This window comes from Rhizobium sp. RU35A (genome assembly GCF_900156005.1).
In the GTDB taxonomy this organism is placed as follows: domain Bacteria; phylum Pseudomonadota; class Alphaproteobacteria; order Rhizobiales; family Rhizobiaceae; genus Neorhizobium; species Neorhizobium straminoryzae.
On sequence record NZ_FTMR01000001.1, the window covers coordinates 313810 to 338669 of the forward strand.

At 67.6% G+C, this 24860-nt stretch carries 27 protein-coding genes; 3 read left to right on the plus strand and 24 right to left on the minus strand.

Going from position 1 to position 24860, the window contains the following annotated elements; translation table 11 throughout:
- Positions 1 to 81: 81 nt before the first annotated feature.
- From F3H95_RS01675 to F3H95_RS01730, 12 genes are all read right to left on the minus strand, one after another.
- Positions 82 to 1479 (minus strand): HAMP domain-containing sensor histidine kinase, encoded by a 1398-nt coding sequence (locus F3H95_RS01675; protein WP_149744708.1) that lies wholly within the window; start codon positions 1477 to 1479, stop codon positions 82 to 84.
- Positions 1469 to 2140 carry a response regulator transcription factor gene (locus F3H95_RS01680; protein WP_143127988.1) on the minus strand — a complete coding sequence of 224 codons (672 nt, stop codon included), beginning with the start codon at positions 2138 to 2140 and terminating at the stop codon, positions 1469 to 1471. Before F3H95_RS01680 ends, F3H95_RS01675 begins: the two co-directional genes overlap by 11 nt.
- Positions 2141 to 2188: 48 nt before the next feature.
- Entirely contained in the window at positions 2189 to 2416 is a 228-nt protein-coding gene (locus tag F3H95_RS01685; protein ID WP_244617872.1) for a hypothetical protein, read from the minus strand.
- A gap of 154 nt (positions 2417 to 2570) precedes the next feature.
- Entirely contained in the window at positions 2571 to 2783 is a 213-nt protein-coding gene (locus tag F3H95_RS01690; RefSeq protein ID WP_143127986.1) for a hypothetical protein, read from the minus strand.
- The gene (locus F3H95_RS01695) at positions 2783 to 6592 is read right to left on the minus strand and encodes a glycoside hydrolase/phage tail family protein (RefSeq protein WP_149744709.1); all 3810 of its coding nucleotides are present in this window, start codon (positions 6590 to 6592) and stop codon (positions 2783 to 2785) included. Before F3H95_RS01695 ends, F3H95_RS01690 begins: the two co-directional genes overlap by 1 nt.
- Before the next feature lie 142 nt (positions 6593 to 6734).
- Positions 6735 to 7175 carry an NlpC/P60 family protein gene (locus tag F3H95_RS01700; protein ID WP_149744710.1) on the minus strand — a complete coding sequence of 147 codons (441 nt, stop codon included), beginning with the start codon at positions 7173 to 7175 and terminating at the stop codon, positions 6735 to 6737.
- The gene (locus F3H95_RS01705) at positions 7172 to 8047 is read right to left on the minus strand and encodes a DUF2163 domain-containing protein (RefSeq protein WP_149744711.1); all 876 of its coding nucleotides are present in this window, start codon (positions 8045 to 8047) and stop codon (positions 7172 to 7174) included. The genes F3H95_RS01700 and F3H95_RS01705 overlap by 4 nt, the downstream gene beginning before the upstream one ends.
- Positions 8044 to 8682 (minus strand): DUF2460 domain-containing protein, encoded by a 639-nt coding sequence (locus tag F3H95_RS01710; RefSeq protein WP_149744712.1) that lies wholly within the window; start codon positions 8680 to 8682, stop codon positions 8044 to 8046. Before F3H95_RS01710 ends, F3H95_RS01705 begins: the two co-directional genes overlap by 4 nt.
- A gap of 13 nt (positions 8683 to 8695) precedes the next feature.
- The gene (locus F3H95_RS01715) at positions 8696 to 9253 is read right to left on the minus strand and encodes a phage tail tape measure protein (RefSeq protein WP_149744713.1); all 558 of its coding nucleotides are present in this window, start codon (positions 9251 to 9253) and stop codon (positions 8696 to 8698) included.
- Between the two features lie 3 nt (positions 9254 to 9256).
- Positions 9257 to 9505 (minus strand): rcc01693 family protein, encoded by a 249-nt coding sequence (locus F3H95_RS01720; protein WP_149744714.1) that lies wholly within the window; start codon positions 9503 to 9505, stop codon positions 9257 to 9259.
- Positions 9502 to 9978: a gene transfer agent family protein gene (locus F3H95_RS01725; RefSeq protein ID WP_149744715.1), complete on the minus strand. Its 477-nt coding sequence runs from the start codon at positions 9976 to 9978 to the stop codon at positions 9502 to 9504. Before F3H95_RS01725 ends, F3H95_RS01720 begins: the two co-directional genes overlap by 4 nt.
- Positions 9978 to 10385 (minus strand): phage major tail protein, TP901-1 family, encoded by a 408-nt coding sequence (locus tag F3H95_RS01730; RefSeq protein WP_143127979.1) that lies wholly within the window; start codon positions 10383 to 10385, stop codon positions 9978 to 9980. Before F3H95_RS01730 ends, F3H95_RS01725 begins: the two co-directional genes overlap by 1 nt.
- Before the next feature lie 372 nt (positions 10386 to 10757).
- Here F3H95_RS01730 and F3H95_RS01735 point away from each other — a divergent pair, with 372 nt between their 5' ends.
- The gene (locus F3H95_RS01735; protein WP_149744716.1) at positions 10758 to 11987 is read left to right on the plus strand and encodes an MFS transporter; all 1230 of its coding nucleotides are present in this window, start codon (positions 10758 to 10760) and stop codon (positions 11985 to 11987) included.
- Between the two features lie 7 nt (positions 11988 to 11994).
- Here F3H95_RS01735 and F3H95_RS01740 read toward each other — a convergent pair whose 3' ends face one another.
- The 8 genes from F3H95_RS01740 to F3H95_RS01775 form a co-directional block, all read right to left on the minus strand.
- Positions 11995 to 12393: a DUF3168 domain-containing protein gene (locus F3H95_RS01740; RefSeq protein WP_149744717.1), complete on the minus strand. Its 399-nt coding sequence runs from the start codon at positions 12391 to 12393 to the stop codon at positions 11995 to 11997.
- Positions 12390 to 12725, minus strand: a complete 336-nt coding sequence (locus F3H95_RS01745) for a phage head closure protein (RefSeq protein ID WP_149744718.1) — start codon at positions 12723 to 12725, stop codon at positions 12390 to 12392. The genes F3H95_RS01740 and F3H95_RS01745 overlap by 4 nt, the downstream gene beginning before the upstream one ends.
- Positions 12725 to 13294, minus strand: a complete 570-nt coding sequence (locus F3H95_RS01750) for a head-tail connector protein (RefSeq protein WP_149744719.1) — start codon at positions 13292 to 13294, stop codon at positions 12725 to 12727. The genes F3H95_RS01745 and F3H95_RS01750 overlap by 1 nt, the downstream gene beginning before the upstream one ends.
- 179 nt (positions 13295 to 13473) lie before the next feature.
- Complete coding sequence (locus tag F3H95_RS01755; RefSeq protein ID WP_143127974.1) at positions 13474 to 14727, minus strand: phage major capsid protein; 1254 nt, start codon at positions 14725 to 14727, stop codon at positions 13474 to 13476.
- Positions 14728 to 14731: 4 nt separating this feature from the next.
- On the minus strand, positions 14732 to 15304 hold the full coding sequence (locus F3H95_RS01760) for an HK97 family phage prohead protease (RefSeq protein ID WP_143127973.1): 573 nt from the start codon (positions 15302 to 15304) through the stop codon (positions 14732 to 14734).
- 111 nt (positions 15305 to 15415) lie between these two features.
- Entirely contained in the window at positions 15416 to 15739 is a 324-nt protein-coding gene (locus F3H95_RS01765; protein WP_143127972.1) for a DUF6107 family protein, read from the minus strand.
- A gap of 256 nt (positions 15740 to 15995) precedes the next feature.
- Positions 15996 to 17210 (minus strand): phage portal protein, encoded by a 1215-nt coding sequence (locus F3H95_RS01770; protein ID WP_149744720.1) that lies wholly within the window; start codon positions 17208 to 17210, stop codon positions 15996 to 15998.
- A gap of 258 nt (positions 17211 to 17468) precedes the next feature.
- A complete protein-coding gene (locus F3H95_RS01775) occupies positions 17469 to 18116 on the minus strand; it encodes a hypothetical protein (protein ID WP_143126655.1) in 648 nt (215 codons plus the stop codon).
- A gap of 328 nt (positions 18117 to 18444) precedes the next feature.
- Between F3H95_RS01775 and F3H95_RS27595 the strand changes: the two genes are divergently transcribed.
- Positions 18445 to 18579 carry a hypothetical protein gene (locus F3H95_RS27595; protein WP_280177816.1) on the plus strand — a complete coding sequence of 45 codons (135 nt, stop codon included), beginning with the start codon at positions 18445 to 18447 and terminating at the stop codon, positions 18577 to 18579.
- A gap of 205 nt (positions 18580 to 18784) precedes the next feature.
- On the opposite strand, the gene F3H95_RS01780 is transcribed toward F3H95_RS27595, so the two are convergent.
- From F3H95_RS01780 to F3H95_RS01790, 3 genes are all read right to left on the minus strand, one after another.
- Positions 18785 to 20296: a terminase family protein gene (locus F3H95_RS01780; RefSeq protein ID WP_244617844.1), complete on the minus strand. Its 1512-nt coding sequence runs from the start codon at positions 20294 to 20296 to the stop codon at positions 18785 to 18787.
- Entirely contained in the window at positions 20190 to 20777 is a 588-nt protein-coding gene (locus F3H95_RS27025; RefSeq protein ID WP_188134264.1) for a hypothetical protein, read from the minus strand. The genes F3H95_RS01780 and F3H95_RS27025 overlap by 107 nt, the downstream gene beginning before the upstream one ends.
- Before the next feature lie 238 nt (positions 20778 to 21015).
- Positions 21016 to 22728 carry a glycosyltransferase gene (locus F3H95_RS01790; protein WP_149744721.1) on the minus strand — a complete coding sequence of 571 codons (1713 nt, stop codon included), beginning with the start codon at positions 22726 to 22728 and terminating at the stop codon, positions 21016 to 21018.
- 205 nt (positions 22729 to 22933) lie between these two features.
- Between F3H95_RS01790 and F3H95_RS01795 the strand changes: the two genes are divergently transcribed.
- On the plus strand, positions 22934 to 23326 hold the full coding sequence (locus F3H95_RS01795) for a GFA family protein (protein ID WP_149744722.1): 393 nt from the start codon (positions 22934 to 22936) through the stop codon (positions 23324 to 23326).
- A gap of 36 nt (positions 23327 to 23362) precedes the next feature.
- Here the strand turns inward: F3H95_RS01795 and F3H95_RS01800 are convergent, their stop codons facing one another.
- Positions 23363 to 24859, minus strand: coding sequence for a protein adenylyltransferase SelO (locus F3H95_RS01800; protein ID WP_244617845.1), 1497 nt, complete (start codon positions 24857 to 24859; stop codon positions 23363 to 23365).
- Position 24860: the final 1 nt, after the last annotated feature.

Here is a 24860-nt window from a genome sequence, read left to right on the forward strand (position 1 = left end):
GGTCGAGGCCGAAGCCGGCCCCCGCCCGTATTTCGGCCGGCCGTGCGACAGATATGTTCGCACCTGCCGCAAAATCCAGCCTCAGACCGTTTCGCGTGCCAGCCCCGGAAGGGTCAGGCGCGCCCTCAAGCCACCGCGCTCCCCGCGCGACAGCTGCAACTCGCCCTGATATTCGCGGGTGATCTCGCCGACGATGGAGAGGCCAAGCCCTGTGCCCGGCTTGCTTTCGTCAAGCCGGCGGCCGCGTTTCAGCGCCTCCTTGATCTCGTCGGGCTCAAGACCCGGCCCGTCATCCTCGACGACAATTTCCACCCATTGCCGGCCACCGGCTTCCGAGCCCTCCGGCGCCTCGCTCGCATGGGCGGACAGCCACACCGTGGAGGTCGCATGGCGGGCGGCATTTTCCAGGAGGTTACCGACGGTTTCCTCGACATCCTGCTGCTCCATGGCAAGCGACAGGCCGGCGGGCGAGACCACAAGCTCAAAGCTCCGCTCCGGGTTCAGGCGCCGCATCACGCGGACGAGCCGTTCCAGAACAGGCTCGGCCTCGGTGCGGGCGAGCAGCGATTCGCGCTGGGCGGCAATGCGCGCGCGGTTGAGATAGGATTGCACCTGCCCCTGCATCGCCTCGGCCTGCGAGCGCACCACCTCGCCCTGCGAACGCTCCAGAAGCCGCGATTCGTTCAGCAGCACCGCGATCGGCGTTTTCAGCGAATGGGCGAGATTGCCCACCTGCATGCGCGCGCGCTCCACGATACGCCGGTTGCTGTCGATCAGCGCGTTCATCTCCACCGTCAGCGAGCGCACCTCGCGCGGAAACTGCCCCTCCAGCCGCTCCGCCTCGCCGCGCCGAACCTTTTCCAGCGCGCGCCGGGCTTCGTCCAGAGGCCGCAGGCCGAAGAGAATGGCAAGCCCGTTGACCACCAGGCTCAACACCCCGAACACCACCAGCGCGATATAGAGATTGCGGGTGAAGGCCTGGATATCCTCCTGCACGACGTTCAGGTTGCCGGAGACGCGAAAGCGTGCCGCCCGGCCATCGGCATCCAGCACAACCTCCGTCTCAGCCACCAGCACGTGGTTTCCATAGGCGTCGGTCGCCGGATAGAAGCGCTCATAGCGGTTGTTGAAGGGAACGTTGAGGATCGAGGGCACCTGGATGTTCGAGGTGCCGAGCGAGGAGGAGGAGAGCGGGGTTGCCGCAAAGGTGCCGAGCGGCTCGACGATCCAGTACCAGCCGGTTTCCGGCTGCGAGAAGCGCAGGTCGCCAAGCTGCGGATTGCCGGCCAGGCTGTTGTCCTCGCCGATGGTGATCGAGTTGATCACGTTGTAGAGCTGGGCGCGCAACAGGTCGGTGAAGGCACGCTCCGAGGATTTCGCATAGAGCGCCGAGATCACCAGCGCAATCACCACCAGGGCCAGCGCCGACCACGCCGTTGCCAGAGCCAGAACGCGGGCGGTGACCGACCTAACGTACATCGGATGGGGCTTGCATGCGGTAGCCGAGGCCGCGCACCGTTTCGATCAGGTCCACCCCGATCTTCTTGCGCAGGCGCCCGACGAACACCTCGATGGTGTTGGAATCGCGGTCGAAATCCTGATCATACATGTGTTCGATGAGTTCGGTGCGCGACACCACCTGCCCCATGTGATGCATGAGATAGGAGAGGAGGCGGAACTCGTGCGAGGTCAGCTTCAGCGCGGTGCCGTTGACGGTCGCCTTGGAGGCCTTGGTGTCGAGCTTCACCGGGCCGCAGACGATTTCCGAGGAGGAATGGCCGGCGGCGCGGCGGATCAGCGCCCGCACACGGGCGAGCACCTCTTCCACATGGAAGGGTTTGGCCACGTAGTCGTCGGCACCCGCATCGATGCCCGCCACCTTGTCGCTCCAGCGATCGCGGGCGGTCAGCATCAGCACCGGCATGCCCTTGCCCGCAGCGCGCCACTTCTCCACCACGGTGATGCCGTCCATTTCCGGCAGGCCGATATCGAGAATCACCGCATCATAGGGTTCGGTTTCGCCGAGGTAATGGCCTTCCTCGCCATCGAAGGCCTGATCCACCACATAGCCTGATTCCTTCAGGGCCTCGGAGAGCTGGCGGTTGAGGTTTTCATCGTCTTCGACCACGAGAATGCGCATGGTGACCCTTCGGAATGGCGTGCTGCGGATTGCGTCGGGGCCCTTCTACTACATCGGCACCCGCACCGTCACCTTGCGCGGACGCTCGCCGCTGCCCTGCACCAGCACGGTGACGACACAGCTGCGGCCGTCCGTGGAGGGCTGGGCCGACAGCAGCTGTCCGCCGGTATCGCGCACGACCTTGGTCGCCGCGTCACCGCAATCGCCCGCCACCAGAACGAGATAGTCACGCGCAGTCGATTGCCCGGCAAAGAGGGTCAAGAGCGCCGCGCCCATCGTCGCGATCATTCTGTTTGCTGCCATGACTACAACTTTCACTCACAGTGACGCACGGGTTCCAGAGCGACCCGATGAAGGAATTATTTAGCAAAGGCGGCTGAATGGCAAATGAATGCACCGTTCAGCCGCCGTTCTCCGGGGGGCGGACGAATTAATTCGGGGTAATGTTGGTCCGGGCCGACAGCCGTCCGTACACGGCCAGAATTCCGCCGACAGCGCCTGCCACATTGGTTGCAGCCTCCGTCAGATCGCCCGCCGAGGCTGGCGAAATCTCCTTGCCGCTGGCCTGCATCACGGCCGCGAGGATGGCGATCAGGCCTCCCCAGATGGTCTTCGACTGATACCAGGGTTTCGCGTCATCCATCATGCATCTCCTTGTCGTTTGGGAACAATTTCCGTGGTGAGAGGAATGCCGAGCGGCACGGCCCGCCCCAGTTGCCGCAGCCGCAGGCGAAAACTCGCCTGCGCCACGCCAAAGTCGTCAATCTCGTTTGCAAGGGGATAGAGGGCGTTGGGCGCATTCACCTCGATTGTCCGCCGCATCGTCTCGCCTGAAAAGATTTCCAGCCGGTAACGCTCCTCCGGCTCGTCGAGCACGATGTCGGAGGCCTCCCAGTCGTCGGCATCGACGCGTCCGCGCCGCACCCACGTGAATGTCACGCCGTCCTCGCCGCGCCGTGCGGCGAGATGCACCGGCGACAGCGGCGTCTCGGCCCGCGTACCGCCGGCAAAGGCAAAGGGACCGGCCTGCCCGCCGCCCGTCCCCTGCGCCTCCGCCAGCCAGTTCAGCAGCATGCCGCGTTCGGAGGCGGCAAGCCCGAGCGGGGGCACGGCGGCATTCAGCACCACCACCGGCGCACCGGCCGCGGCCCCTGCGGCCATGGCATCCTCCGTGCCGGCCAGGCCGCGCAGCAGCTGGCCGAGCCGCCAGTGGCCGGACGCGGTCTCCTCGGCAGTCGCAAAGCCCAGCACCTCCCAGGCGCCGCTGGCGCAAAGCACCGCCAGCCGGTTTTCGCCGTTCAGCACCGCCGTCTCGTCCGCCGAGGAAAGCCCATCGAAGGCAAGGTCGAATTCCAGCACGCCCAGCCGGTCAAAGCGCCCGGAAAAGCCGGGGGACAGCGCAGCCGTCAGCGCGCCCGTCTGCGCCGGCCGGTCCAGCGTCACCCGGCTGCGATAGCCTTGCGTGGTTGCCGATGACGAAGCCAGCACCCGCCGCCAGGGCTTTGCATAGAGCGCGATGCGGGCAAAGCTCTCGGCCTCGCCCGCCTCGAAGCGCGGCAGGTCGAGGAAATGCACCACCGGCGCAAAGCCGGCGGAGGCGGCGCTGCCGCTCGATCGCCCGGCGGTTGCCGCGGCCGTCGTCAGCAGGGCGGCCGGTTCATGCCGGCATGCCTCGATCCGGCGCACCGCCCCCTCTTCCACCCGCGTCACGCGATAGACCCCGTCCGGCCCGTCGGCCAGACGAAAGGCATCGCCCGGCATCAGCGCAAGATCGGCCGGCGACAGCGGCAGGCTCAGCGTCCGCCGCGCCAGATGATTGTCGCGCAGCAGCAGTTCGGCCGCCGCCTGCGCCGTCTCCTCGGACAGGGCCGCGACGAGATCGGCGGAGAGGATGCGGTTGCCGGCGCCCGGAATGCGGCGGGAGCGCACGCTTGCCTGCTCGTAGTCGAGGGCCGGATTGGCAAAGCCCAGCACCGCCTCTGCGGCGAAATCGCTGTCATGGCCGCGCGTCTCGCTCCAGGCGGCCTCTTCGTCGCGCTCGGCCAGCACCGTGATCACCTGCGGCGGCAGGCTGACGCGGCTGCGCGAGCGAAAGCGCAGGCCCGCCGGCTCTTCCAGAATGTCGAGCAGGAAGGTCTCCGCCAGCGGCTCGATCAGCGACCGCGCCGAGACCGTCTCACCCTGCACATAGCCGGTCAGGTCGCCGCTCACCTCCGACACGTCGAAGGCCGGAAAGCCGTGATCGCGCAAAATGGCGGCGATCGCATCGGCCAGCGTCGTTGCGCCCAGCCGGCCATTCAGCCAGTGGCCGGTCATCCAGTTTTCGCCATCGCTCCAGGCCTCGGTGTCATGGGGAAAGGCCGGATAGGGCCGCGCATCCCAGCACCACAGGAAGATGTGGTCCGGGTCCACCATACCGGCGGGAGCGCTCTCCCCCTGCCACCAGCGGTGATGCGCCTCCAGCACGCGACGCTGCATGCTGTCTGCGCGCGCGCCGGTCGAAAAATGCGGCCGCCCGCTTTCGGTGGATTTGGCATCGAGAAACAGGTTCGGCTGGTTTGCCGCCTTGTCGATGGCGGAGCAGCCGAGTTCGGTGAACCAGACCGGTTTCAAGCCCGGCACCCAGGCGGTCGGCACCGTCCGCTCGGCTCCGCCCACCCGCTCGTAATGGCGGTTGCCCCACCAGCCGGCGAGATCCTTGGAGCGGAACACCCAGGGCTTGCCCGCAAGTCCGTCGGTGATCGGCGTGCGCGCTCTCGCCTTGCGGGCAGCCTCGTCGGCATAGAACCAGTCGAAGCCTTCGCCGCTGCCGATCCCCGCGACGAGTGCCGCGGGATCGTCCGAGAGGCGCGCCCCGTCCGGATTGGCAGCGCCGAGATCGTCGTCGCGCCAGTCCGAGATCGGCATGTAGTTGTCGATGCCCACCGCATCGATGCTGGCGGAGGCCCACAGCGCGTCGAGCGGAAAATAGACGTCACCCGATCCGTCGTCAGGCTGGTAGCCGAAATATTCGCTCCAGTCGGCGGCATAGGTCAGCTTCGTCGCGGCCCCCAGTCTGGCGCGCACGTCGCTTGCCAGTTGCACCAGCTGTTCGACCGCAGGAAAACGTCCCGCCTCGCCGCGCACGCGTGTCAGCCCCACCAGTTCGGAGGCGAGGATCACGCCATCGACGCCACCTGCCGAAAGCGCAAGGTCGGCATAATGCAGCACCATGCGCCGCAGCCCGTCCGTCCGGTTGAAGAAGATCTCCACCTGCGTGCGGGCCGTGGCCGTCCTGTCCGGCGAACCTGTTTGCCCCGGCGCCGGATGACAGGTGATGCGGCCGCGCCAGGGATGGGCGGCCTGTTCGCTGCCGCCATGGGGGTCCGGCAGCCCGTTGCCGGCCGCAATATCCATCATCACGAAGGGATAGAGATAGACCTTCAACCCGCGCGCCTTGAGGTCGGCGATCGCCTGCAGCACGCTGGCATCGGCCGGCGTGCCGCCATAGGCCGGCGCGCCATCACTCCGGCTGACGAGATGGGCATCCTCGCGCACGATGCCGGCCACCTGCCAGTCCAGGGAAAGACCGGAGCGCGCCGCCACCTCCACGCCCGGCAGGATGCGGCACTCACCGGCCCTCAGATCCGTGCCGAACCAGCTGACGACCAGGGCGACGCTTTGCAGGTTCGGGCACAGCGCCTGCACTTCGTCGAGCGAGGCCTGCCAGTCGGTGGCAGCATGCAGCACATGGCGGTTCAGCAGGCTGGCCGCGCCGCTGCCATCCTGCTCGCTGACCGCGACGGTGGCATAGCCGAACTCGGTGGCGCCCGGAATGATCGTCACGGCCCGCACCTGGCTTTCCAGTTGCCCGACCGGCCGCAGCACCTCGAACTGCAGGAGCGGAATGCGGTTGCCGAAACTGTCGAGGGGCAGCCGCTCGAACACCACATAGGCAAGGCCGCGATAGGCCGGCGCATTGCCCGCTCCCTGCTTTGCCTCGATCAGCGGGTCCGGCAGCTGGTCTTCACTTCCCCGGTAGAGGCGCATCTCGAGCGTGGTCAGGTCCAGTTCCCGCCCGTCGGCCCAGACGCGCCGCACATGGGCGATCTCACCCTCGCAAAGCCCGACGGCGAGATTGGCGTAGTAGCTGAAATTCTCGACGCGAGTGCCGCCGGTCGCCTTGCCGCCCTGCCGCTCGACCGTCACCTCCTCCTCGAAGCGGGTCGCCCAGATCAGCGTGCCGGCAATGCGCGCCGTGCCATAGACGCGGGCAATCGGCGCGCCTTCATCGGCACCGGGCACGCGGGCGGTCGAAAGCCGCGTGCCGGTCACCGTGCTGGTACCGGCGATCAGCGCCTTGTCGAGTGCTGCACCGGCGAGCCCGCCGGCCGCGCGGCCAAGCATCGCCCCGACCGGCCCGAGCACGGAACCCAGCGCCGCACCGGCCGCCTGAAAGAGAAGTGTCGCCATGAAAGAAAAGCCTCGCTCAGGCCGCCGTCACGCGGGCGGCAGCGCGCAGACAAAATCGAGGGAAGACCGGCGCGCGAAGGCCAGCCAGACAGATTGCACCGTGAAACCGGGCTCAGAGAAACCGGGTTCCGGGAAACCGGACTTAGGGAAACCGATGCACGGCCACGATGCGCCGCCGCCAGGCGGGCACCAGAGCGGAGCGCGTCACCGCCTGCTGCTCATAGGCATGAATGAAATGGCCGGCATCGCAGAGTATGCCGGCATGCTTGGCGGCACAGCCGGCGCGCCAGCGAAACAGCAGCACGTCGCCGGGCGCCGCCGCGCTGAAGGCAATCGGCGGGCCGAACAGCCGAAGCCCGGCATCCAGCAGCCGCTCCTCACCGGAGCGTTCCGCCCAGTCCGGCGCGTAGGGCGGAACGGCCTCCGGTTCGGCGCCATAAAGTTCCCGCCACACGCCGCGGATCAGGCCGATGCAATCGCAGCCCACGCCCCGCGTCGCGCCTTGATGGCGATAGGGCGTGCCGAGAAAACCCTCGGCCATCGCCAGGATCAAGGCCGCGCGATCGTCCTTGCCGGCGCTCATGAAAACAGCGCGCCGCCATCATGCACGCGCTCCCCGTCCACGTAGGAATAGGCGAAATCGCTGCCCGGCACATGCGGGAAGCCACGAAAATTCAGGTGGTTGCCGAAGCGGACCTTGCAGGTGGCAAAGCTCTTGTCGCACCCGGCGTTCAAGGAAAAGCCTTCGTCCGCCGCGACGGCCCGCTCCAGCGGCAGCCACAGCGTCAGCTTGGCCGTGCCGTCCTCTTCCCGCACATGCCCGTCCACTTCGGCCACGTCGCCGCTGGAAAGCGTCAGCGTGCCCCGGTCGAAGAAGCCGGTCGCGAAGGCGGAAAGCCCCGCCACCCGCAGACGGCTGCGGCTTTCCATGGCCACCACCGTCCCGACGGCGCGAAAGCCGGAGAGGTCGGCCTGGCAGCGGGCATCGCCCAGACTGGCGTCGCAGCGGCGGTTGTAGAGCCGGCCCTGCGGCTGATCCAGCCGATGGGCAAGGCTGCGCAGTTCGGCCGTGAAGCGGCCGCCGGCCCGCGTCACCTCGCCGATCTCGCGCACAGAAAGCTGCAGGCGCTGGCCGGGATCGGCCCAGTTGACGAGATAGAGTTCCACCACCGAGCCGTCGAAGCGCCCGGCTGCGAGATCGGCTTCGGTGATGGCCTCGCTCGAAAAACCGCCGGCCACCTCGGCGGAACTGGCCGCCATGCCCTCGCCCAGGTCCGCCTCGCTCGCCGCAAAGCCGCTTGCGGCCCGATAGAGCGTTCCGTCGAATGAAAGGGCGCGGTCATGGTCGGTGAAACCCAGCACCACGCCGTCCTTGCGGGTCACCCGCCAGGCCTGGCAGGTGGTGGTGGCATCGCCGGCAAGATGCGCGGCGAGCGCGTCCGGGATCGTTCTCATGGCAGGATCTCCGTCATCGGAATGGCCGGAATGCTGCCGGCATTGAAGGTCGAGAGGTTCACCTCGATGCGGTCGGTCGCAAAGCGCACCGGCACGTCGAATTCGAAGCCGGCCCGCACCGCAGCACCCGCCGCCGGCACATGGCCGGGCGCGAAGGTCACGATGCCGGTCGTCACGTCGCAGGTGAAGGCGGAGGCCGGCTTGACCACGCCGGCGACCGACACCGTCACCGTGCCCGCCACCGGCTTGGCGATCGGCCGCTGATGGCTGCCGGCAGCATCCGCATAGGTCTTGCAGAGCGCAAAGTCGGCGGTAGCGCCGTCGCCGGTGCCGATCGGCTGGTCGCTGGCGGTGGGCACCTGCAGCGGCCCGCAGGATTTCCAGTCCACCGGGTCGCGGAAGCGGAAGCCGTAAAGCTCGCCGAGGCGCGCCTCGAAAAAGGCCTGCACCTCGTAGAGATCGGCGATCGACTTGACCCCCGATCCCGCGTCATAGCTGCGCCGTGCATGGCGCCAGCGGGCATTGCGCTGCTCGCGCCCGTTCGACAGGTTGACGATGTCGGTGCGCCGCACCGGCCCGCCGGTCACCCCATGCGCCAGCCGCAGTGGAAAGCGCACCTCGTGAAAACCGCTCATGTGGAATGCCTCCTCACAGCCCGCGCCGGCCGCGCGCCACGCTGCGCGCCAGCATGGCCGACACCTGCCCCTCGCTCTTGCGGAAGCTTGCCGCGTCGGTTGCCGTCACGTTGAACACGATCTGCGCCGCCCCGCCGCCCGTGCCGGCGGCCACGCCAAGCGCCCCATCCGCGCCGCGCTTCAGCGGCAGGATGGCTTCCGCCCCCGCCTCTCCCATCAGGCCGAGATCGCCACCCATCGGAAAATAGGTGGGCGACCGCACGACCCCGCCATCGGCAAAGGCGGTCACCGAGCTCGAACTGCCCAGCAGGCTACCGCCGAGCCCCGACATAAACCCGGACAGGCTGCTTTCCAGCGGCTTCAGCGCCGAGGAGAGCGCCATGTCGGTCAGCCGGTTGCCGAGCCCCTTCAGCACGTCCTCCAGGCTTCGCCCGCTCACCGTCGAGGATTTGAGCGCACTGGTCAGCGCCGCCCCGAACCGTTCGGAGCGGCTTTCGAGATCGCTCATCGCGGCACTCAGCGCCTGCGTGCCCGTCAGTTGGTCATCCAGCGATGCACTGTCCGTCTCCATCGGTCATCTCCCTGAAATGTCGCCATTCGCCCCGGCCGGCCGGTCCGGAAAAGCCGCCATCAGTGCGGCCAGGCCGTCGCGCGCGAGCCCCTGCGGCCGCGCCAAAAAACCGCCGGCCATGCAGAAGAATTCGCGCGGCGTCAGTTGCCAGAAGTCGCGTGGGGAAAGCCGCAGCAGGCAGAACCCGGCATGCATCACCGCCTGCCAGGGAAAGGGCGGCACCGGCCCTTCGCCACCTGCTGCGGCCCTCAAGGGTTTGACGGCGCACCCACGTCGCGCGCCCCGCCGCCCGACAGCCCGACCCCCGCCAGTCCAGCCCCCGTATGGCCAGCCCCCGTATGGCCGATGCCCGCCTGCCGCCGGCCATCGCCCATTGTCTCCACGCCCGCCTCGCCGCCGAAGGCCGCCTCCAGAAGGGCGGCGGCAATCGCCGCATAGGCCGCCACGCCGCCCTCGATGCTCATCGCCGCCACCTCCTCGTCGCAATAGAGGTTGCCGCCGCCACGCAGGCCAGCACCCAGAATGCGCACCAGATCGGTCGCCGTCAGCCGGCCGCGGGAAAAGCGGGCGGCAAGCGCCGTCAGGTCGTCGGCGGCAAAGGCCGTCTCCAGTTCCGCCAGTGCGCCGAGCGTCAGGCACAGGATGCGCCGCTCGCCGTCGATCACCGCCTCGATTTCGCCGCGCCGCCGGTTGGCGCGATTGCCCACCTGTCCGAACCGCTCCATCACAGCGCCCCGAAGCTGAGGCTGCCGGCCGATTCCAGCGCCAGTTCGAAACGGATCTCGCCGTCATGCTCGCCGGAATATTCGAGCGCGGTGATCTGGAAGGGACCGCTGATCGTGCCGAAGCCCGGCACCAGCACCTGCCAGGAGAGGATGGTGCCGGCAAAGAAGGTGCTGCGCACCAGAAGGTCCGAGGCCTGGTCCTTGAAGATCCCCGCCCCGGAAATCGACGCCCGCTGCACGCCCGCCCCGGCCAGAAGCTCCCGCCAGCGCCCGCTGCTGTCGGCATCGGTCACATCCACCGTCTCGGCATTGAAGGCCAGCCGGCGCGAGCGCAGGCCCGCCACCGTCAGCCAGCTGCCGCCATTGTCCACCTTCAACAGAAGGTCCTTGCCCTTTTGCGCAGCCATGCACCGTCTCCTTCGTGCGTGTTGAAAACCTCCGGCGGCGGGGGAGGCATCCGCCAGCGCGCTGCATCCGGCCCGGCCACCACAGCATGGAAGAGGCTGGGCCGCCGGATCCTCCACCGGCCAGCCGCCACGATGTCGTCACCGGCACGGTCTGGTCAGCCTCCGTCAGGCTTTTCGAGATAGGCGCAGCGAGACGTTCACCCTTTCGTGAACTGTCCGATTGACCGGCCCGATGGCTTGCGGCGACCCGCCGGATTGCTAGAAAAGGGAGAATGTCCCGCCCGCCATTTTCTTGATCGCTGCTCATCGCTGCCCCATCCGTGCCAGAGCCGTTCAGGCTCCGTCCTAACAGCCGCACCGTCCGGAGCCCGCATGCCCGCCTTCCTCCCCCGCGCCAGGCTGATCGCCGTGCTGTCGCTCACGCAGATCATCGGCTGGGGCACCGGCTTCGACATGGTGGCCGTCATCGGCCCGCGCATGGGGGCGGAGATCGGCCTCTCTAACGCGGTCATCTTCGGCGGCCTCACCGTCATGATGGTGGTGAGCGGCCTTGCCGGCCCCTCGGTCGGGCGCATGCTGGCGCGCCACGGCGCCGCCCGGGTTCTCGCCATGGGCTCGGCCTGGCTGGGGCTCGGCCTGCTGCTGCTGAGTGCCTGCCACCATCTCTTCGCCTATGCAGCCACCTGGGTGGTCCTCGGCTGGGGCGGCGCGCAGGCGCTGTCGACGCCCGCCTACGCGGCGATCGTCGAGCGCGAGGGCGCCGCCGGCAAGCGCGTGATTGCACTCACCATGATCTTCACCGGCCTGTCGGCCACCGTCTTCTGGCCGGTCAACACCTGGCTTGCGGACTGGATCGGCTGGCGCGACACGCTGCTGGTACTGGCCGGCCTGCAATTTTTCGTCTGCCTGCCGCTGCATCTCTTCGCGCTTCCGAAAGCGCAGCCGCAGATGGCAGAGGCCATCAGCGCCGCACAGGCCCCCGTTACGCTCTCGGAGGGTGACAGGCGGCTCGCCTTTCTGCTGGTCGCCGCCAGCACCACCATTGCCGCCTTCGTCTCCTTCGGCTTTTCGCCGACACTGCTTGAACTGCTGCAGAAATCCGGCGCCTCGCCGGCGCTTGCCCTGCAGCTCGGCGCGGCGCGCGGCGTGATCGGCATTTCCGCCCGCGCCGTGGATTTCGCCTTCGGCCGTCGCGGCAGCCCGCTGCTGACGGCGCTCACCGGCACGCTCTGCATGCTGGCAAGCTTCCTTCTGCTGGCGCTCCTGCCCGGCACATCGCCGGTGCTGATCGGCTTCGTGGTGCTCTACAGCCTCGGCTCCGGCATCATGGCGGTGGCGCGCGCCGTACTGCCGCTCGCGGTGTTTTCGCCGCAGGAATACGGCCTGCAATCGGCGCGCATCTCGCTGCCGCAGAACATGGCGATCGCCGCCGGCCCGCTTGCCTTCGCCGCGCTGATGGATGCCGGCGGCACGCTGCCGGCCCTTCTCGTTGCAAGCCTTCTGGTGGGGCTGTCCATCCTGCTGCTCGTCCGGCTCGGAAAGCTGGTCCGCGACCACCGGCGCGATGTGCCACCCGGCCTGTCAACGGAAGCGAGCGCCTGACGCCTGCTCACTCGGTCACCGCCCGAAACGACAGTTCGACCACGAAAAGCTTCGTCTTCGCCTCGCGCCGGCTGCGCGTCGAGCGCAGCAGAAGGCTGACCAGCACCGCACCGGAGAGCGAAAGCGGCGCATCGTGCAACAGCAGCCGCAGCCGCTCTGCCACCATCTCGGCCACCTTGCGACCCTCGCCCTCGGCCACGACATCCAGCGTCAGAAAATGCTCGGCCCCAGCCTCGGTCGCGGTCGAATAATCGCGCGTCTCGACCGCCCCGACCACCACGCAGGGCAGCCGCGGGCGCGCCAGCAGCCGGTCGTGAAAACCGTCCGCGCCGATCAGGCCCATCAGCGCCGCATCGCCGGAAAGACGGGCGCGGATCGCGGCCAGCAACGCATTCACCGCACTCATGACGCCTCCTCCTCGCAGTCGCAGACCAGAAAGCGACCGCTCTCGTCGGGATCGCGCACCGCCTGGATGGCAAAGATGCGCGTGCCCTTGCGCAGCCGCTGGCCGGCCGCCACGCCCGTCTGCCACGGGATCCAGATCCGGTGCGTCAGCACCACCCGCCTGGCACCGGCCAGTTCGGAAGCGGCGTGCGACACCGGCTCGATCTGCGCCCACAGCAAACCGGCCGCCGTCCAGCCAAGGCTCGCGCCCCCCTGTCCGTCAGCCGTCTCCACCGGCACCTCGCGCACAAGCCGCGCCGTCCGCCGGCCGGGATCGAGAAGAGCCGCCCGCATCACAGCCTCCGCATCCGGTAGGGGGCAACGAGGCGGCCATAACCATCCGGCACGCCGGCCGGCTGCTCGTCGAGCGCCACGACGCCGCGAAAGGCATGCATATGCGCCACATGCAGCAGGATCGCGCGGATGAGCGAGGCCGGCACCTCCGCACCGGTCTCGCCGAAGCCTGCGGTAAAATCGATCTCGATGCCGTTGATCGCCCGTCCCGGCAGCGGCCGGCTGGACAGCCAGAGCCGCGCCGGCTGGCGATTGGCATCCAGCACATGGCCGGTCAGCGCGGGATGCACCACCTGCCCCAGCCCGTCATAGACCGACACCGCCTCGATCGTGCGCACCGGCGCGCGGACAATCTGCACCACGCCGTCGTCCGGCCAGTCGTCCAGGCACAGCCGCCAGCCCTGCACCAGAAGGCAGAGCCCCGTCTCCCGCTCCAGATGCAGCCTGGCCACCTGGATCAGCCCGGCAAGCAGCGCGTCTTCGTCGGCATGATCGATGCGCAGATGCGCCTTCACCTCGGCCAACGTCACCGGCTCCGCCAGCGGCGGCTCCGTCAGGATATAGGTCATGGAAACATCCTCGTTGATGGGATTGCGGTGCCGGCGCACAGGCTGGACCGGCCCGCTCGTCTGCGTCCGAAACATCGTGGCTCGATCGGCACCAGGGCAGGCACGAGCCGGCTGTGCCTTGGACGTCGTGCTGCCCAGAGAAGGCAGGACATGCCTGCCTCCCCCTCGGGCAGCCCGCCTCAGCTTGCGGCGAACTTGATCAGCTTGATCGCCTCAAAGTTCTGCACGCCGCCGCCCACGCGCTTGGTGGTGTAGAACAGCACATAGGGCTTGGCGGAATAGGGATCGCGCAGGATGCGCACGCCGGCGCGGTCCACGACGAGATAACCGGCGCGGAAATCGCCGATGGCGATCGACAGGGCATTGGCGGCGATGTCCGGCATTTCCTCGGCCTCCGCCAGCGGATAGCCCATCAGGCTGGCCGGCTGGGCGGCGGTCGCCGGCGGGCGCCACAGATAGTTGCCGTCGGCATCCTTGAACTTGCGGATTTCCCCTTGCGTCTTGCGGTTCATCATGAAGGTGGCGTTCTGGCGGTGGCCGGCGCGCAGCGCATAGACGGCGTTCACCAGCACGTCGGACGGGCTGGAGCTGGCAAAGGCGCCGGCCGCCCCGGTGGCGATGTAGCCGAGATTGCCCCAGCTCCAGCTGGCATCGGCCACCGTCGTATAGGCGAGAAACCCTTTCGGCTTGTTGGTTCCGTCGCCACGCACGAAGGCATCGCCCTCCTGTTCGGCGAACACGATGTCCACCTCGCCGGCGATCCACTCCTCGATGTTGACGGCCGCATCGTCGAGCAGCGCCTGGGTCGCCGCCGGCATGGCGTAGAGTTCCATGGTCGGGAAGGCGAGTTCGGCAAGCGAGGGCGTATTGGTCTGCGGCCGGCTTGCCGTCTCCGACACCCAGCCGGTAGACAAGCCGGCCGTGGCAAACGGCTTCTTCAGAACCGAGACGGAGACGGTGCGCACGGTGGAGAGCGCCCGCATCGGCGAGACGACGGAGACGCGCCGGCCGATCTCGCCATCCATCTGCGAGGGCACCAGGTAGCCGCCATCGGTAGCCGTACCGACGGAGAAGGCCTTGGCCTGCAGTTCGCGCAGGCCGGCCTCCTCGCCCCGGCGCATATAGGCATCGAAGGCCGCCTTGTGCTCGGCCGCTTCCGGGCCGGCCTCGCCGCCATGCCCAAGGGCGGGCCGCGCCTTCTTCAGCACCAACTGGTCCAGCACCTTCTTCTGGTCGTCCATGGCGCGGTTGATGCGCTCCACCTTGTCGCGTGTCACCACGTCGGAGGAGAGCTTCTGCTCGATCTCGCCGAGCCTGCGGTCGTTCACCTCCTTGAAGGCCTCGAAGGCCTGCATGAAATCCTCGAAGGCGGCCGTCACCGTGTCCGGCACCGCCTTCACCTCCGGCGCATGAGCCCGTGCTGCTTCCGTCATGTTTTCATCCCTTGAACGTGGTTGCCATCATCAGTTTCGCCGTTCGCCGCAGGCTGCGGACGAGTTCGGTTTCCCGGTCGCGGAAGAACCGCGCATGCTTGACGTTGGAGACTCTCGCCGATGGCAGCATCGGAAAGGTCACCACCGAAATTTCCCAGAGATCGGCCTCCAGAATGCGCCGCACGCCGGTCTTGGCGTCCGTGCGGGCTTTCACGGTGCGAAAGCCGATGGAGAGCCCGTCCAGCGCGCCGCTTTTCATCAGCGAGAACACCTCGCGGGCCCGCGCCACGCCGCCGGACAACAGGCCCTCCACATAAAGGCCGCGCGCGTCCTCGCGGATCACGCTCCAGGTGCCGATCGGCTCGTGCGGGTCGTGCTGGTAGAGCATGCGCACGCCCGCAGCACCGCGCTCCACCAGCGAGTGGCGAAAGGCGCCGCGCTCGATCACGTCCTTGCCGAGGTCCACCTCGCCGAACACGCTGGCATAGCCGGAAAAGGTGCCGTCCCCGCCGAGACCGGAGAGTTCGAGGCTGGCGAATTTGCGCGCGGTCGGGCGCGGCCCGCGATAGGCGTGCATGAGGTTCTCCCCAAAGGATGGAATGGAAAAGGCTGCCGGCACTCCCGGCAGGGGGGCGGCGCCAGACGCGCCGCAGGGGACCGGACGGGAGCGACCGCCCGATCGGAAGTGTCAGTGCCCGTCGCGGCTGCCGCCATAGCGGCTGGCGATCCGCTCGACGGCACCCAGCACCCACCAGGCCGTCAGGCTGGCGGCGGCAGCCCCCGACAGCATGGTCTCGACGGGGGTCAGCTCGCCGGAAAGGCCCAGCCGCCCGGCAAGCCAGAGACCGGTCGGCCCGCCGAACATGATGCCGCAGGAGAGCCCGGTCATGAACCGGCTTGCCGCTTCGCGCCCGCTCTTCGGCACCAGATAGACGAGCGAGACCCAGGCGCCGGCCGCCGCCCCGATCACCCGGGCGGCCAGCATGCCGCCCTCCTGGCCCATGTCTGCCATGGCTTTCTCCTCCCGTGGTCTGCGCTATAAGGGTTGCAAAGGGTGACGCCACGCCCGCAGAGGTCGGCGCGAGAAGATGACGATGTGTCAGCGGCCAGCGCCGCATTGCTCAATGATCGGAATCGGTTGGCGCTGCGGGTTCATGTGGCGGCTCGAGGACTTCACAGGATGAGTCAATTGCGGCGTCGCAACCGGCCGCCATGACCTCATTCCCGGCTGAGTTCATCCGCCGGCAGACACAGTGCGAAAAGCCCCCTCACCCCGGCGCATAGCCGACCGCCTGCCGCTTTTCGGCATCGCTCAGAAAGTCCGCCGCCCCCACCCGTGCCCACAGCGCATCGCGTTCCGCCGCCAGTCCCGGCACCTGGTCGAGATCCGCGCGCAAGGTCAGCGCCTCATCGTAAACCTCTGAAAACCAGTGGGAAAAGCGCGCTGCCGTGCGCGTCAGAAGCGGCACCACGGTCAGCCGGTAGAAGGCGCGATGCGCCTCCTGGTAATTGGCGAACGTGTTGTCGCCGGGAATGCCGATCAGCATCGGCGGCACGCCGAAAGCCAGCGCGATGTCGCGGGCGGCGGCATTCTTCGCCTCGATGAAATCCATGTCCTTCGGCGAAAGTCCCATCGCCTTCCAGTCCAGCCCGCCCTCCAGCAGCAGCGGGCGCCCGGCATTCACCGCGCCGCTGTAGCCGCTTTCCAGCTCGGCGCGCAGCCGCTCATACTGATCGGGCGAGAGGTTGCCGCCATCCTTCGGCTGGTAGACCAGCGCACCGGAGGGACGCGCGGAATTGTCGAGCAGGGCCTTGTTCCAGTTCGCCGCCGCATTGTGCAGGTCGAGGGCGGCGCCCGCGGCGGCAAGCGGCGGAAATCCGCCATGGTCGTCGAGCGGGTGAAACAGCGTCAGATGCAGCAGGCCCGGCCGCTCGCCATCGCCCAGCGCCGGCAGCCGGCGCACCATGCCGCCGACCCGGTAGTCATAGGCCAGCGGCCAGCCATCGGCGCCCGCCACCACGCTCACCCGGTCGGGCCTCAGCAGATGCAGTTCCCGCACCGGACCGGCCACCGACAGTCCTTCGACATAGGCATTGCCGGAGAGTAGCAGATGGCCAAACAGCGCCTCCAGGAAATCGGGCCCCGCCATGCGCGGGTTGGGCCGCGCCATCAGCGTGAGCGCCGGATGCGCCGACAGCTCCTGCTCCCCGTCATAGGCCAGCCAAGGCACCGATGCGGCGGCTTCGGCAATCATGCGGATCGACCGGTAGACCACGGGGTTGCGCATCATGCCGGCCCGCGCCAGCGCCGCATAGGAGCGGCCGGACCAGTGTGCGGCCCCCTCGCCGGACAGGATGGCGAGACCGGCCGTCTGCGCCTTGCGCTCCGAACCGCGACCGGGCTCCCGCAGGGAGCCGGCAGGCATGGCCGTGGCAAGGCGTTCCGCCGCAGCACGCCGCGGCAGGCGAAAAGGCATCTTCATGGGCAGCGATCCTTTGCAGGGCGCGCAGGGCAAAAACCTCCGCCCGAGGGGCGGATGGCATGGCGCGCAGAGGTTCAGGGTTCAGGAATCCCGAAGGTGACGGTCGACGTCCAGCCTCCCGGAAAGGAAAGAGGAGCACACGCATGCATCCGGAATGCCCGCACGGTCATGTGGCCGTTCGCAACAGGCCGTCGGGGAGGCGCGCATCCGGGCAGGCGACAGGACGCCCGCCCGAAGGGTTTCAGCGCCGATTGCCGCTCAGGCAGCCTTGGTATAGCTGATCGCCGCGTAGAACGTCCGCGCATAGGCCGCGATGTCATCGGCCCGGTCCAGGCGGTTGATGATCTGGCGCGCCCCGCGCCAGTCCTCCACTGATCCGTTGAAGAAATCGGCCAGTTTCTTGCCGGTGAAGCGGCCATGGATCATGCCGTCGAACAGGATGTGCACGGCCACATCGTCTTCGAGCGCCTTGTCCGGATCGTTCTCGATGCCATAGGTGCGGTAATTGTTGCGGCCGGTGATCTGCACCAGACCGCGCCCGCGATAGCGCCAGCCATCACCGCTGGCCTCGTCGCCATTGCCCATGCGATTGGCATAGGCCCGATTGGCGATCTTTTGCGGGTTGCGCTGGCAGGCCTGCGCATCAGCCGGCGAAAAATACTTCGGAAACACCTTCAGCAGCCCTTCGGCACGGTAATTCAGGTTTTCCTGCACCGGCTGCATGGCCGCACCCGTCTCATGATAGGCGGTGGCGAGTGCATAGGCCAGCCAGCGGTCGTCTTCGTCGGCGTGGCTTTTCAGCCAATAGGTGATGATCGCCTCCAGCCCGTCGCCCTGGGCAGGCGTCATGCCCTTGGCGAACAGCTTTTGCGTCACCTGATCGAAGAAAAACACCGTATTGATCATGAATTCCCTCTCTTTCTGCTTGGCCTCATGCCCCGACAGACGGCCGTCCCCTGCCGCAGCCTTATGATGCCACAGCCAAGGCGCAATGCACGCGCTTTATTCTTGCCTTTTACTTGAAAGTCCTGTTTCCGCACAAAATCCGGCCGGGATGCTGCATCGCACCATGCCGCCAAGCCCTTCAATCGATTTTAAATTTAGCTAATCGGTTTAGACGCCAGGCGCCCTCTTTACTTTCCGCTAACGCTGTGGAACCAAACGATCACGGGGATGTTATTGCACCCGCAACGCTTGGACCACCTCTGGCCCTCTCTGGAAGGAGATCATGATCATGCAGCAGCCCGTGACCGCCGCCGCCAATGCCACGACCCCGAAGCAGCAGATCCCCCAGCATCTGGTCGAGCGCCTGGAATCCGAGTGGAAGCAGATGCGCGATGCAGCACCCACCCCGGCCAAGGCCCGCTGATCCCCTTTTCGTTCCCGGCCGGAGGCAGGCCCTGCCTCCGCGCCTTACGGCTGGCCTCGTGAACAGCCATCGTCCCTGTCGCGGCAAGGCAGCCGGATAATCGCCGGGCGCCGCCACGGCTAAAGCTTGTCGACGCTCCCTGACATCGGCACGAAACGCGCCGGCCCACGAGGCCGGACGTGTTGAATGTGACACAAACGCCCCATCAAAGCCCACGGACACGCGGCTCCGCCTGCCCCTCCAGCAGCAGCGCCGTCAGCGCCCAGACCAGCGCATCGAGCCGGTCCGGAGAGCGTCCACCGGACAGTCCATCGGGGCCGAAATCGCACATCTGGTCTTCCAGTTCCACGAAGCGGCCGGCATGCGCCACCCGTCCCTGCTCGTAAAGCGCCGCCACCGGCTCGGCCCGCAGATATTTTCCACGCGTGGCCCGCACCTGCGTCAGCGGCAGGGTCTCGTCGACGCTGCGCAGCATCGCCGCCACCATCTCGCCGCCCTGGTTCACCTCGGCCACCACCCGGTCGGCGGCGAAGCGACGGAAGGCTTTCGCCACCGCCTGCGCCCAGCCGGCGGGGCTCAAGCCCTCGACCGAGCAATCGGCCAGCACCACCGCCCGCCCGCCCGTTTCAAGCCCGGCCACCACGATGCCGCAGCAGGATGTTGCGCCCTGCCCGGAGGGCGGATCGACCGCCACCACGATGCGGCGAAGGGCCCCGGCAAAGCGGATGACCAGCGCCTCCAGATCGGCACGCTTCCACAGCCCGTCGCTGCGGTCCTCGATCAGTTCGCCCTCCAGTTCCTGCCGGCCGAGCCGCGTGCCGCGATAACGCTCCTCCAGCGCGGTGAGAAAGCCCGGCGCCAGATGCTCGGCATTGTCGCGGGTGGCAATTTTCACCAGCCGTGTGGCGGGATCGGCGATCAGCCGCTTCAGCACCGGCACCGGCCGCGGTGTCGTCGTCACCAGCTGGCGCGGTGCGGTCCCCAGCCGAAGGCCGAACTGCAGCATGTCAAAGGTGTCTTCCGCATGCTTCCACTTCGCCAGCTCGTCGCACCAGGCGAAGTGAAACTGCGGCCCGCGCAGGCTTTCCGGATCCTCCGAGGAAAAGATCTGGGCCACCGCCCCGGTCGGCCAGACCAGCCGGCGGCGGGAAATCTCGAAATCCGGCGCAAGCCGCCCGGCAATCCGGCAAATGCCGGAGACGCCATCGATCATCACCTCGCGGGCATCGCCCAGCGTTTCCGCAACCAGCGCAATGCGCAGGTCCGAGCGGGGAGATGCCGTTGCCAGCCCATGAACCCACTCGGCGCCGGCGCGTGTCTTGCCGGAGCCGCGCCCGCCCATCACCAGCCAGGTGCGCCAGTCGCCGGGTGGCGGCTTCTGCTCGGCGCGCCCTGCAAGCGTCCAGTTGCGGCAAAGACGACCGGCCTGACGCACCACCCGCTCCGGCAGATCGAGGGCGCTCCGCTGCCGGTCTGGCGCCAGCGTATCAGGGACAGGCGCAACCCATGCCGAAGTCTGCGCCGCACCGTGCCGTGCACCACCCGCGCCAGATGCCGTGCCTGCGGCCTTCCGGTCCTCGCCAACATGCCTCATGCCGCCGGAAAACTCCTCAAGCACCGTTTTTGCTGACATCAGTGCCGTCTGGGCGGCCTGCGACGGGCGGTCCGGCCCCAGCCGCACCGTGGCCGCCGTCGACAGGGCGGAAAGCGCCGTCATCGTCCTGTTTGCCGTCCATCTGCCAGCGCCGGAACAGTTCCGTTGCCCGTGCCTCGATAAGCTGCCGGACATCGCGCAGCGCCTCCTCAAATCCGGTTTCCTCGGCCCGCCCTTCGGCCTCTTCCGCGCGGTCGCGGGAAAGCTGCCGCTGCAGGCTGTCCACCTTTTCCAGTGTCCTGACGATCAGCGACATGGCATCGGTCGCCGCCTTCAGGTCGGCGCGCGCCAGCTTCTGGGCTGCCTCGTCGCCCTCGGCCGCCTGCCGTTCAGCCTCGGCGCGCAGGGCCCGGAAGGCGAGGAACTGCGCCCGCATCTCGCGCGTCATCTCGTTCAGCAGCAGCCGCAGATCTTCGGTGCCCGCCTCCGCATCCGCCGATTTCAATTCCAGCAGCACCGCATCGGCTTCGTCCGCCAGGCCCTGATCCGGCGCCAAAGCGAACAGACCGAAGAGCGACACATCGATCTTTTCCAAGCCATCCATGCGTCTCTCCCTGTCCCGCCGGGCCTTTCCTTCATCCAAAGGCTCCGCCACGCCGGGATGTGTCCCGCGCGCAAAAGGTCCCGCCTTGCATGTCCGGATAAAAAAACGGCCCCAGGTTCGTGACAGAACCGTGAGGCCGCAGACTGGAAGTTATCGCACCGGCGTCGCCGCCAGTCGCAATTCTTCGACTATGCAGAGATCATGTCACAGCGCCGTCACGCCGTCAAGGATTATTTTCCTATATCGCTGCATTTTCCGAACGCGCGGCGGCGGCGGCGGAAATTCCCACCGCTGCCGAAACCGGATGCTCCGCCCCGCCACCGTGCCCGTGCAACCGGGTGGCGTCCGCAGGCGCGTGCAGTCGATCCGGCGCCGCAACCCGGATCTCCAGCTGCGGCAGGCCGAGCGGGATCACGCCCGCATCCCGCGCCAGAAGGCCAAAACCTTCGGTGTCGATCAGGTGGCGGTAGGGCCGCTCGGGAAACAGCAGGCCGGCCCGGTGGCAATCGGCATCGACCATCAGCATCGCCCCGCCCACGCCGTGCAGCGGCACCGTGTCCAGGTAGCGCAGATCGTCCAGATGACGGCGGAAAGCCCAGCGGCGCGGCGGCTGCAGCAGCCCTTGGCGCACATGGCCGTAGAAATCCGCGCGCGTCGGCTCGGCGATCGTCAGAAAGGAGCCGGCGTCGGCGCTTGGCCCGCCATGGTCGTGCACGGCATGCGGCACCGCGATCCGCCCCCCGGCTGCCCTCAGCCGCGCCACGATGTCCGGCGGATAGTCCGTGACGCCGGTGTCGATCCACAGCACCCGGTCATGGCGATCCGTCAATGTCTGCGCCAGCAGCGCGTTGCGGACAGCCGCCAGCCTTGCCAGCGCGCCGCGTCTGCCCCGCACCGGCCCATAAGACCTGCGACCGGTCCTGACGATGCCCGCCGACGCGAACCGGCTGCCATGTCGCGCGATGAAGGCTTCGAGCACATCGGCGCTCTCGTCGCGGCCACCGCCCTGCCCGAACCACAGATGCAGCCGTTCACGCGGATGGCCGAGCGCCAGCAGGCCTTCGCAAAAGCGCAACAGCTGTGGCTCGGCCTTGCCCACGGGAACGAGCACGAGCAGATGATCGTCATCGGAGGCTTTTTGCGGTGCGCGCTGCAGCCGCGCCCTGTCGAGCCCCGCAAGCATGCGCTCCGGCTCAAGGCGCGGGCCGCCGAACAGGCGATCGCCCAGTTGCCGCAGACGCGCCACCTTGCGCGGCCACCAGTGCTGGCGGCTGCGCGGATACCAGCTGCCCTTCCACAGATGGGTGGACAGGGTCAGGTGCCCATAGGGTCCGTGGCGCGCACCGCCGGAGGGCTTGCCATGCACATCGATATCGGCAAACAGGCCGCAGGCATTCAGTGCCAGACCATCGGGATCGGCATAGTCGCGCACGGCTGCCGTCAGAACCAGCGGCCCGGTCGTTTCCAGAACATCGCCGTGCCGGCGCTCCGCCATCCGGCGGCAGAGATCGATCACCATGTCCCAGAACGGATGCCCCGGCGGGCTTGCCATCGTGCCGTTGAACCACAGGCGGTCGAGCCCGCGCACCAGCGCCGGCTGCCAGTGGCGCGCCGGCTCCTCGCACAGGATTACCCGCGGATCCCCCGCAAGCGGCTCCAGCGAGGCAAGACAGCGGGTATCGACATCGGCATAGAGGCCGCCGAACCGTTGAAGGATGCAATAGCGGGCAAGATCGGCCCGTTGAACCGGCCGGGCATAGGACAGGTAGAGATCGAGAAGATCCGGCCTTTCCTGTCGAAAGAACGCCAGAAGATCGTCGTCGGTCCAGAACCGGTATTCCCAGCCTGGATTATGCGCGATCCAGCTTTGCGGATCGCCCATTTCCTCCGGCACCTTGCGCGTCTTCCAGGTCTGGTGAATGATCCGGGGGATACCGCAGGCAGACGTCACAATTCTTCATCCGGATCGGGCAGACAGATCGATGCGCCGTTCATCGACGCCTTGTCCCGCCATAAGGCGAATTCCGATATTTTGTCAACATTTTCACCGTTTCTCACGTGCCGCGCTCCGCCCGTTCCCCGGTGCCTGTGCGGTCATTGTTGAAACAAAACCGGGCGCCTGCGATTGAGATGAAAACAGGAGAAGGAGACGATCAATGCATCAGTTCGAAGGCGGGTGCCTGTGCGGCCGGGTGCGGTTCGTGGCCAGCGGCGCGCCCTATCGCGTCGGCCTCTGTCACTGTCTCGATTGCCGCAAGCATCATGGCGCACTGTTTCATGCCTCGGCGATCTTCCCGCAGAAGGCCGTCGCAGTCGAAGGGGAGACCGGCAGCTATGCCGGCCGCTTCTTCTGCCCGCATTGCGGATCGCCGGTCTTTGCCCGAACCGGCGATGAGGTGGAGATCAACCTCGGCTCGCTCGACCAGCCGAACCAGGTTGCGCCCACCTACGAACTCTGGACCATCCGCCGCGAGGCCTTCCTGCCGTCGTTTCCCGGCCTGAAATCCTATCCCGGCAACCGCGAATCCAGCAGCCGGTCGGAGCCATAGAACCGACCGCCGGCCGGCAAGGCGCGGTTGCGTCTCTCACGTCCCGCAAAAGGTCCGCAGCACCCGTTCCTCGTCCCTCGGCGCCTGCGTGTAGTCGGCAAACTCCGGGCGGTCGTTGCAGGGATCGGAGACGGCCTCCAGCAGGCGCTGGAAGGGGGCAAGATCACCCTCGGTCGCGGCCACAATCGCCTCCTCGATGCGGTGGTTGCGGGGAATGAGCGCCGGGTTGGCGGCACGCATCAGGGCGGCCGGGCTTGCCGCCCCCTCGCCTGCCGGCTGGCGGCCCAGCCGTTCGCGCCACAGCGGCAGCCAGGCCTCCGCCTTCTGCCAGGGCGCAAAACCTTCCACGAAGGATGCCTCGGCGGCAAGGCGCGTCTCGCCGCCGGCAGCCTCCGCTTCCGCCAGTTTGGCAAGCCGGCGGAAGGTCAGGGTAAAATCGGCGCGCCCCTCCTGCATGGCGGCCAGCAGCGTCTGCGCCAGCTCACCATCGCCGGGCTCCTCGGTGAAAAGCCCCAGTTTTTGGCGGAAGACGGCAATCCACGCCGCCTGGAACTGTTCGCCAAAGGCCTTCAGCACGGCGTTCGCCGCCTCCACCGCCCGCTCCTCGTCGGCGTCCAGCAGCGGCAGCAGGCATTCCGCCAGCCGCGCCATGTTCCACTGGCCGATGCCCGGCTGGTTGCGATAGGCATAGCGTCCCTGCTGGTCGATCGAGGAAAACACCTTCATGTGGTCGTATTCGTCGAGAAAGGCGCAAGGGCCGAAATCGATCGTTTCGCCGGAGATCGTCATGTTGTCGGTGTTCATCACGCCGTGGATGAAGCCGACCCCCATCCACCTTGCAATCAGTTCCGCCTGCCGCGCCGCCACCCGCTGCAACAGGGCAAGGGCCGGTTTCTCCGCCCCCTCCAGATCGGGATAGTGCCGGGCGATCACGTAATCCACCAGCTGTTGCACCGCCTCGTGATCGCCGCGGGCCGCAAAATACTGAAACGTGCCGACCCGCACATGGCTTGCCGCGACGCGGGTGAAGACGGCACCGGGCAGCACGGTCTCGCGATAGACGGGATCGCCCGTCAGCACGGCGGCCAGCGCCCGCGTCGCGGGAATGCCAAGCGCCGCAAAGGCTTCGGACACGACATATTCCCTGAGCACCGGCCCGAGTGCCGCACGCCCGTCACCGCGACGGGAAAACGGCGTCGGGCCCGCCCCCTTCAGCTGGATGTCACGCCGCACGCCGTCGGCATCCACCACCTCGCCGAGCAGGATCGCCCGCCCATCCCCCAGCTGCGGCACGAAATTGCCGAACTGGTGGCCGGCATAGGCCATGGCCAGCGGCTGCGCCCCCGGCGGCAGCACGTTTCCGGAAAAAATTGCCGCAAGACGCCCGGCATCCGTTTCGTCAAGGTCGAGCCTAAGTTTTTTCGCAAGCGCCCCGTTGAAGGCGATCAGCACCGGGCCGGACACGGCTTCCGGATAGACGGACGCGAAAAAGCGATCCGGCAGGCTTGCATAGGAATTATCGAAGGGAAACAAA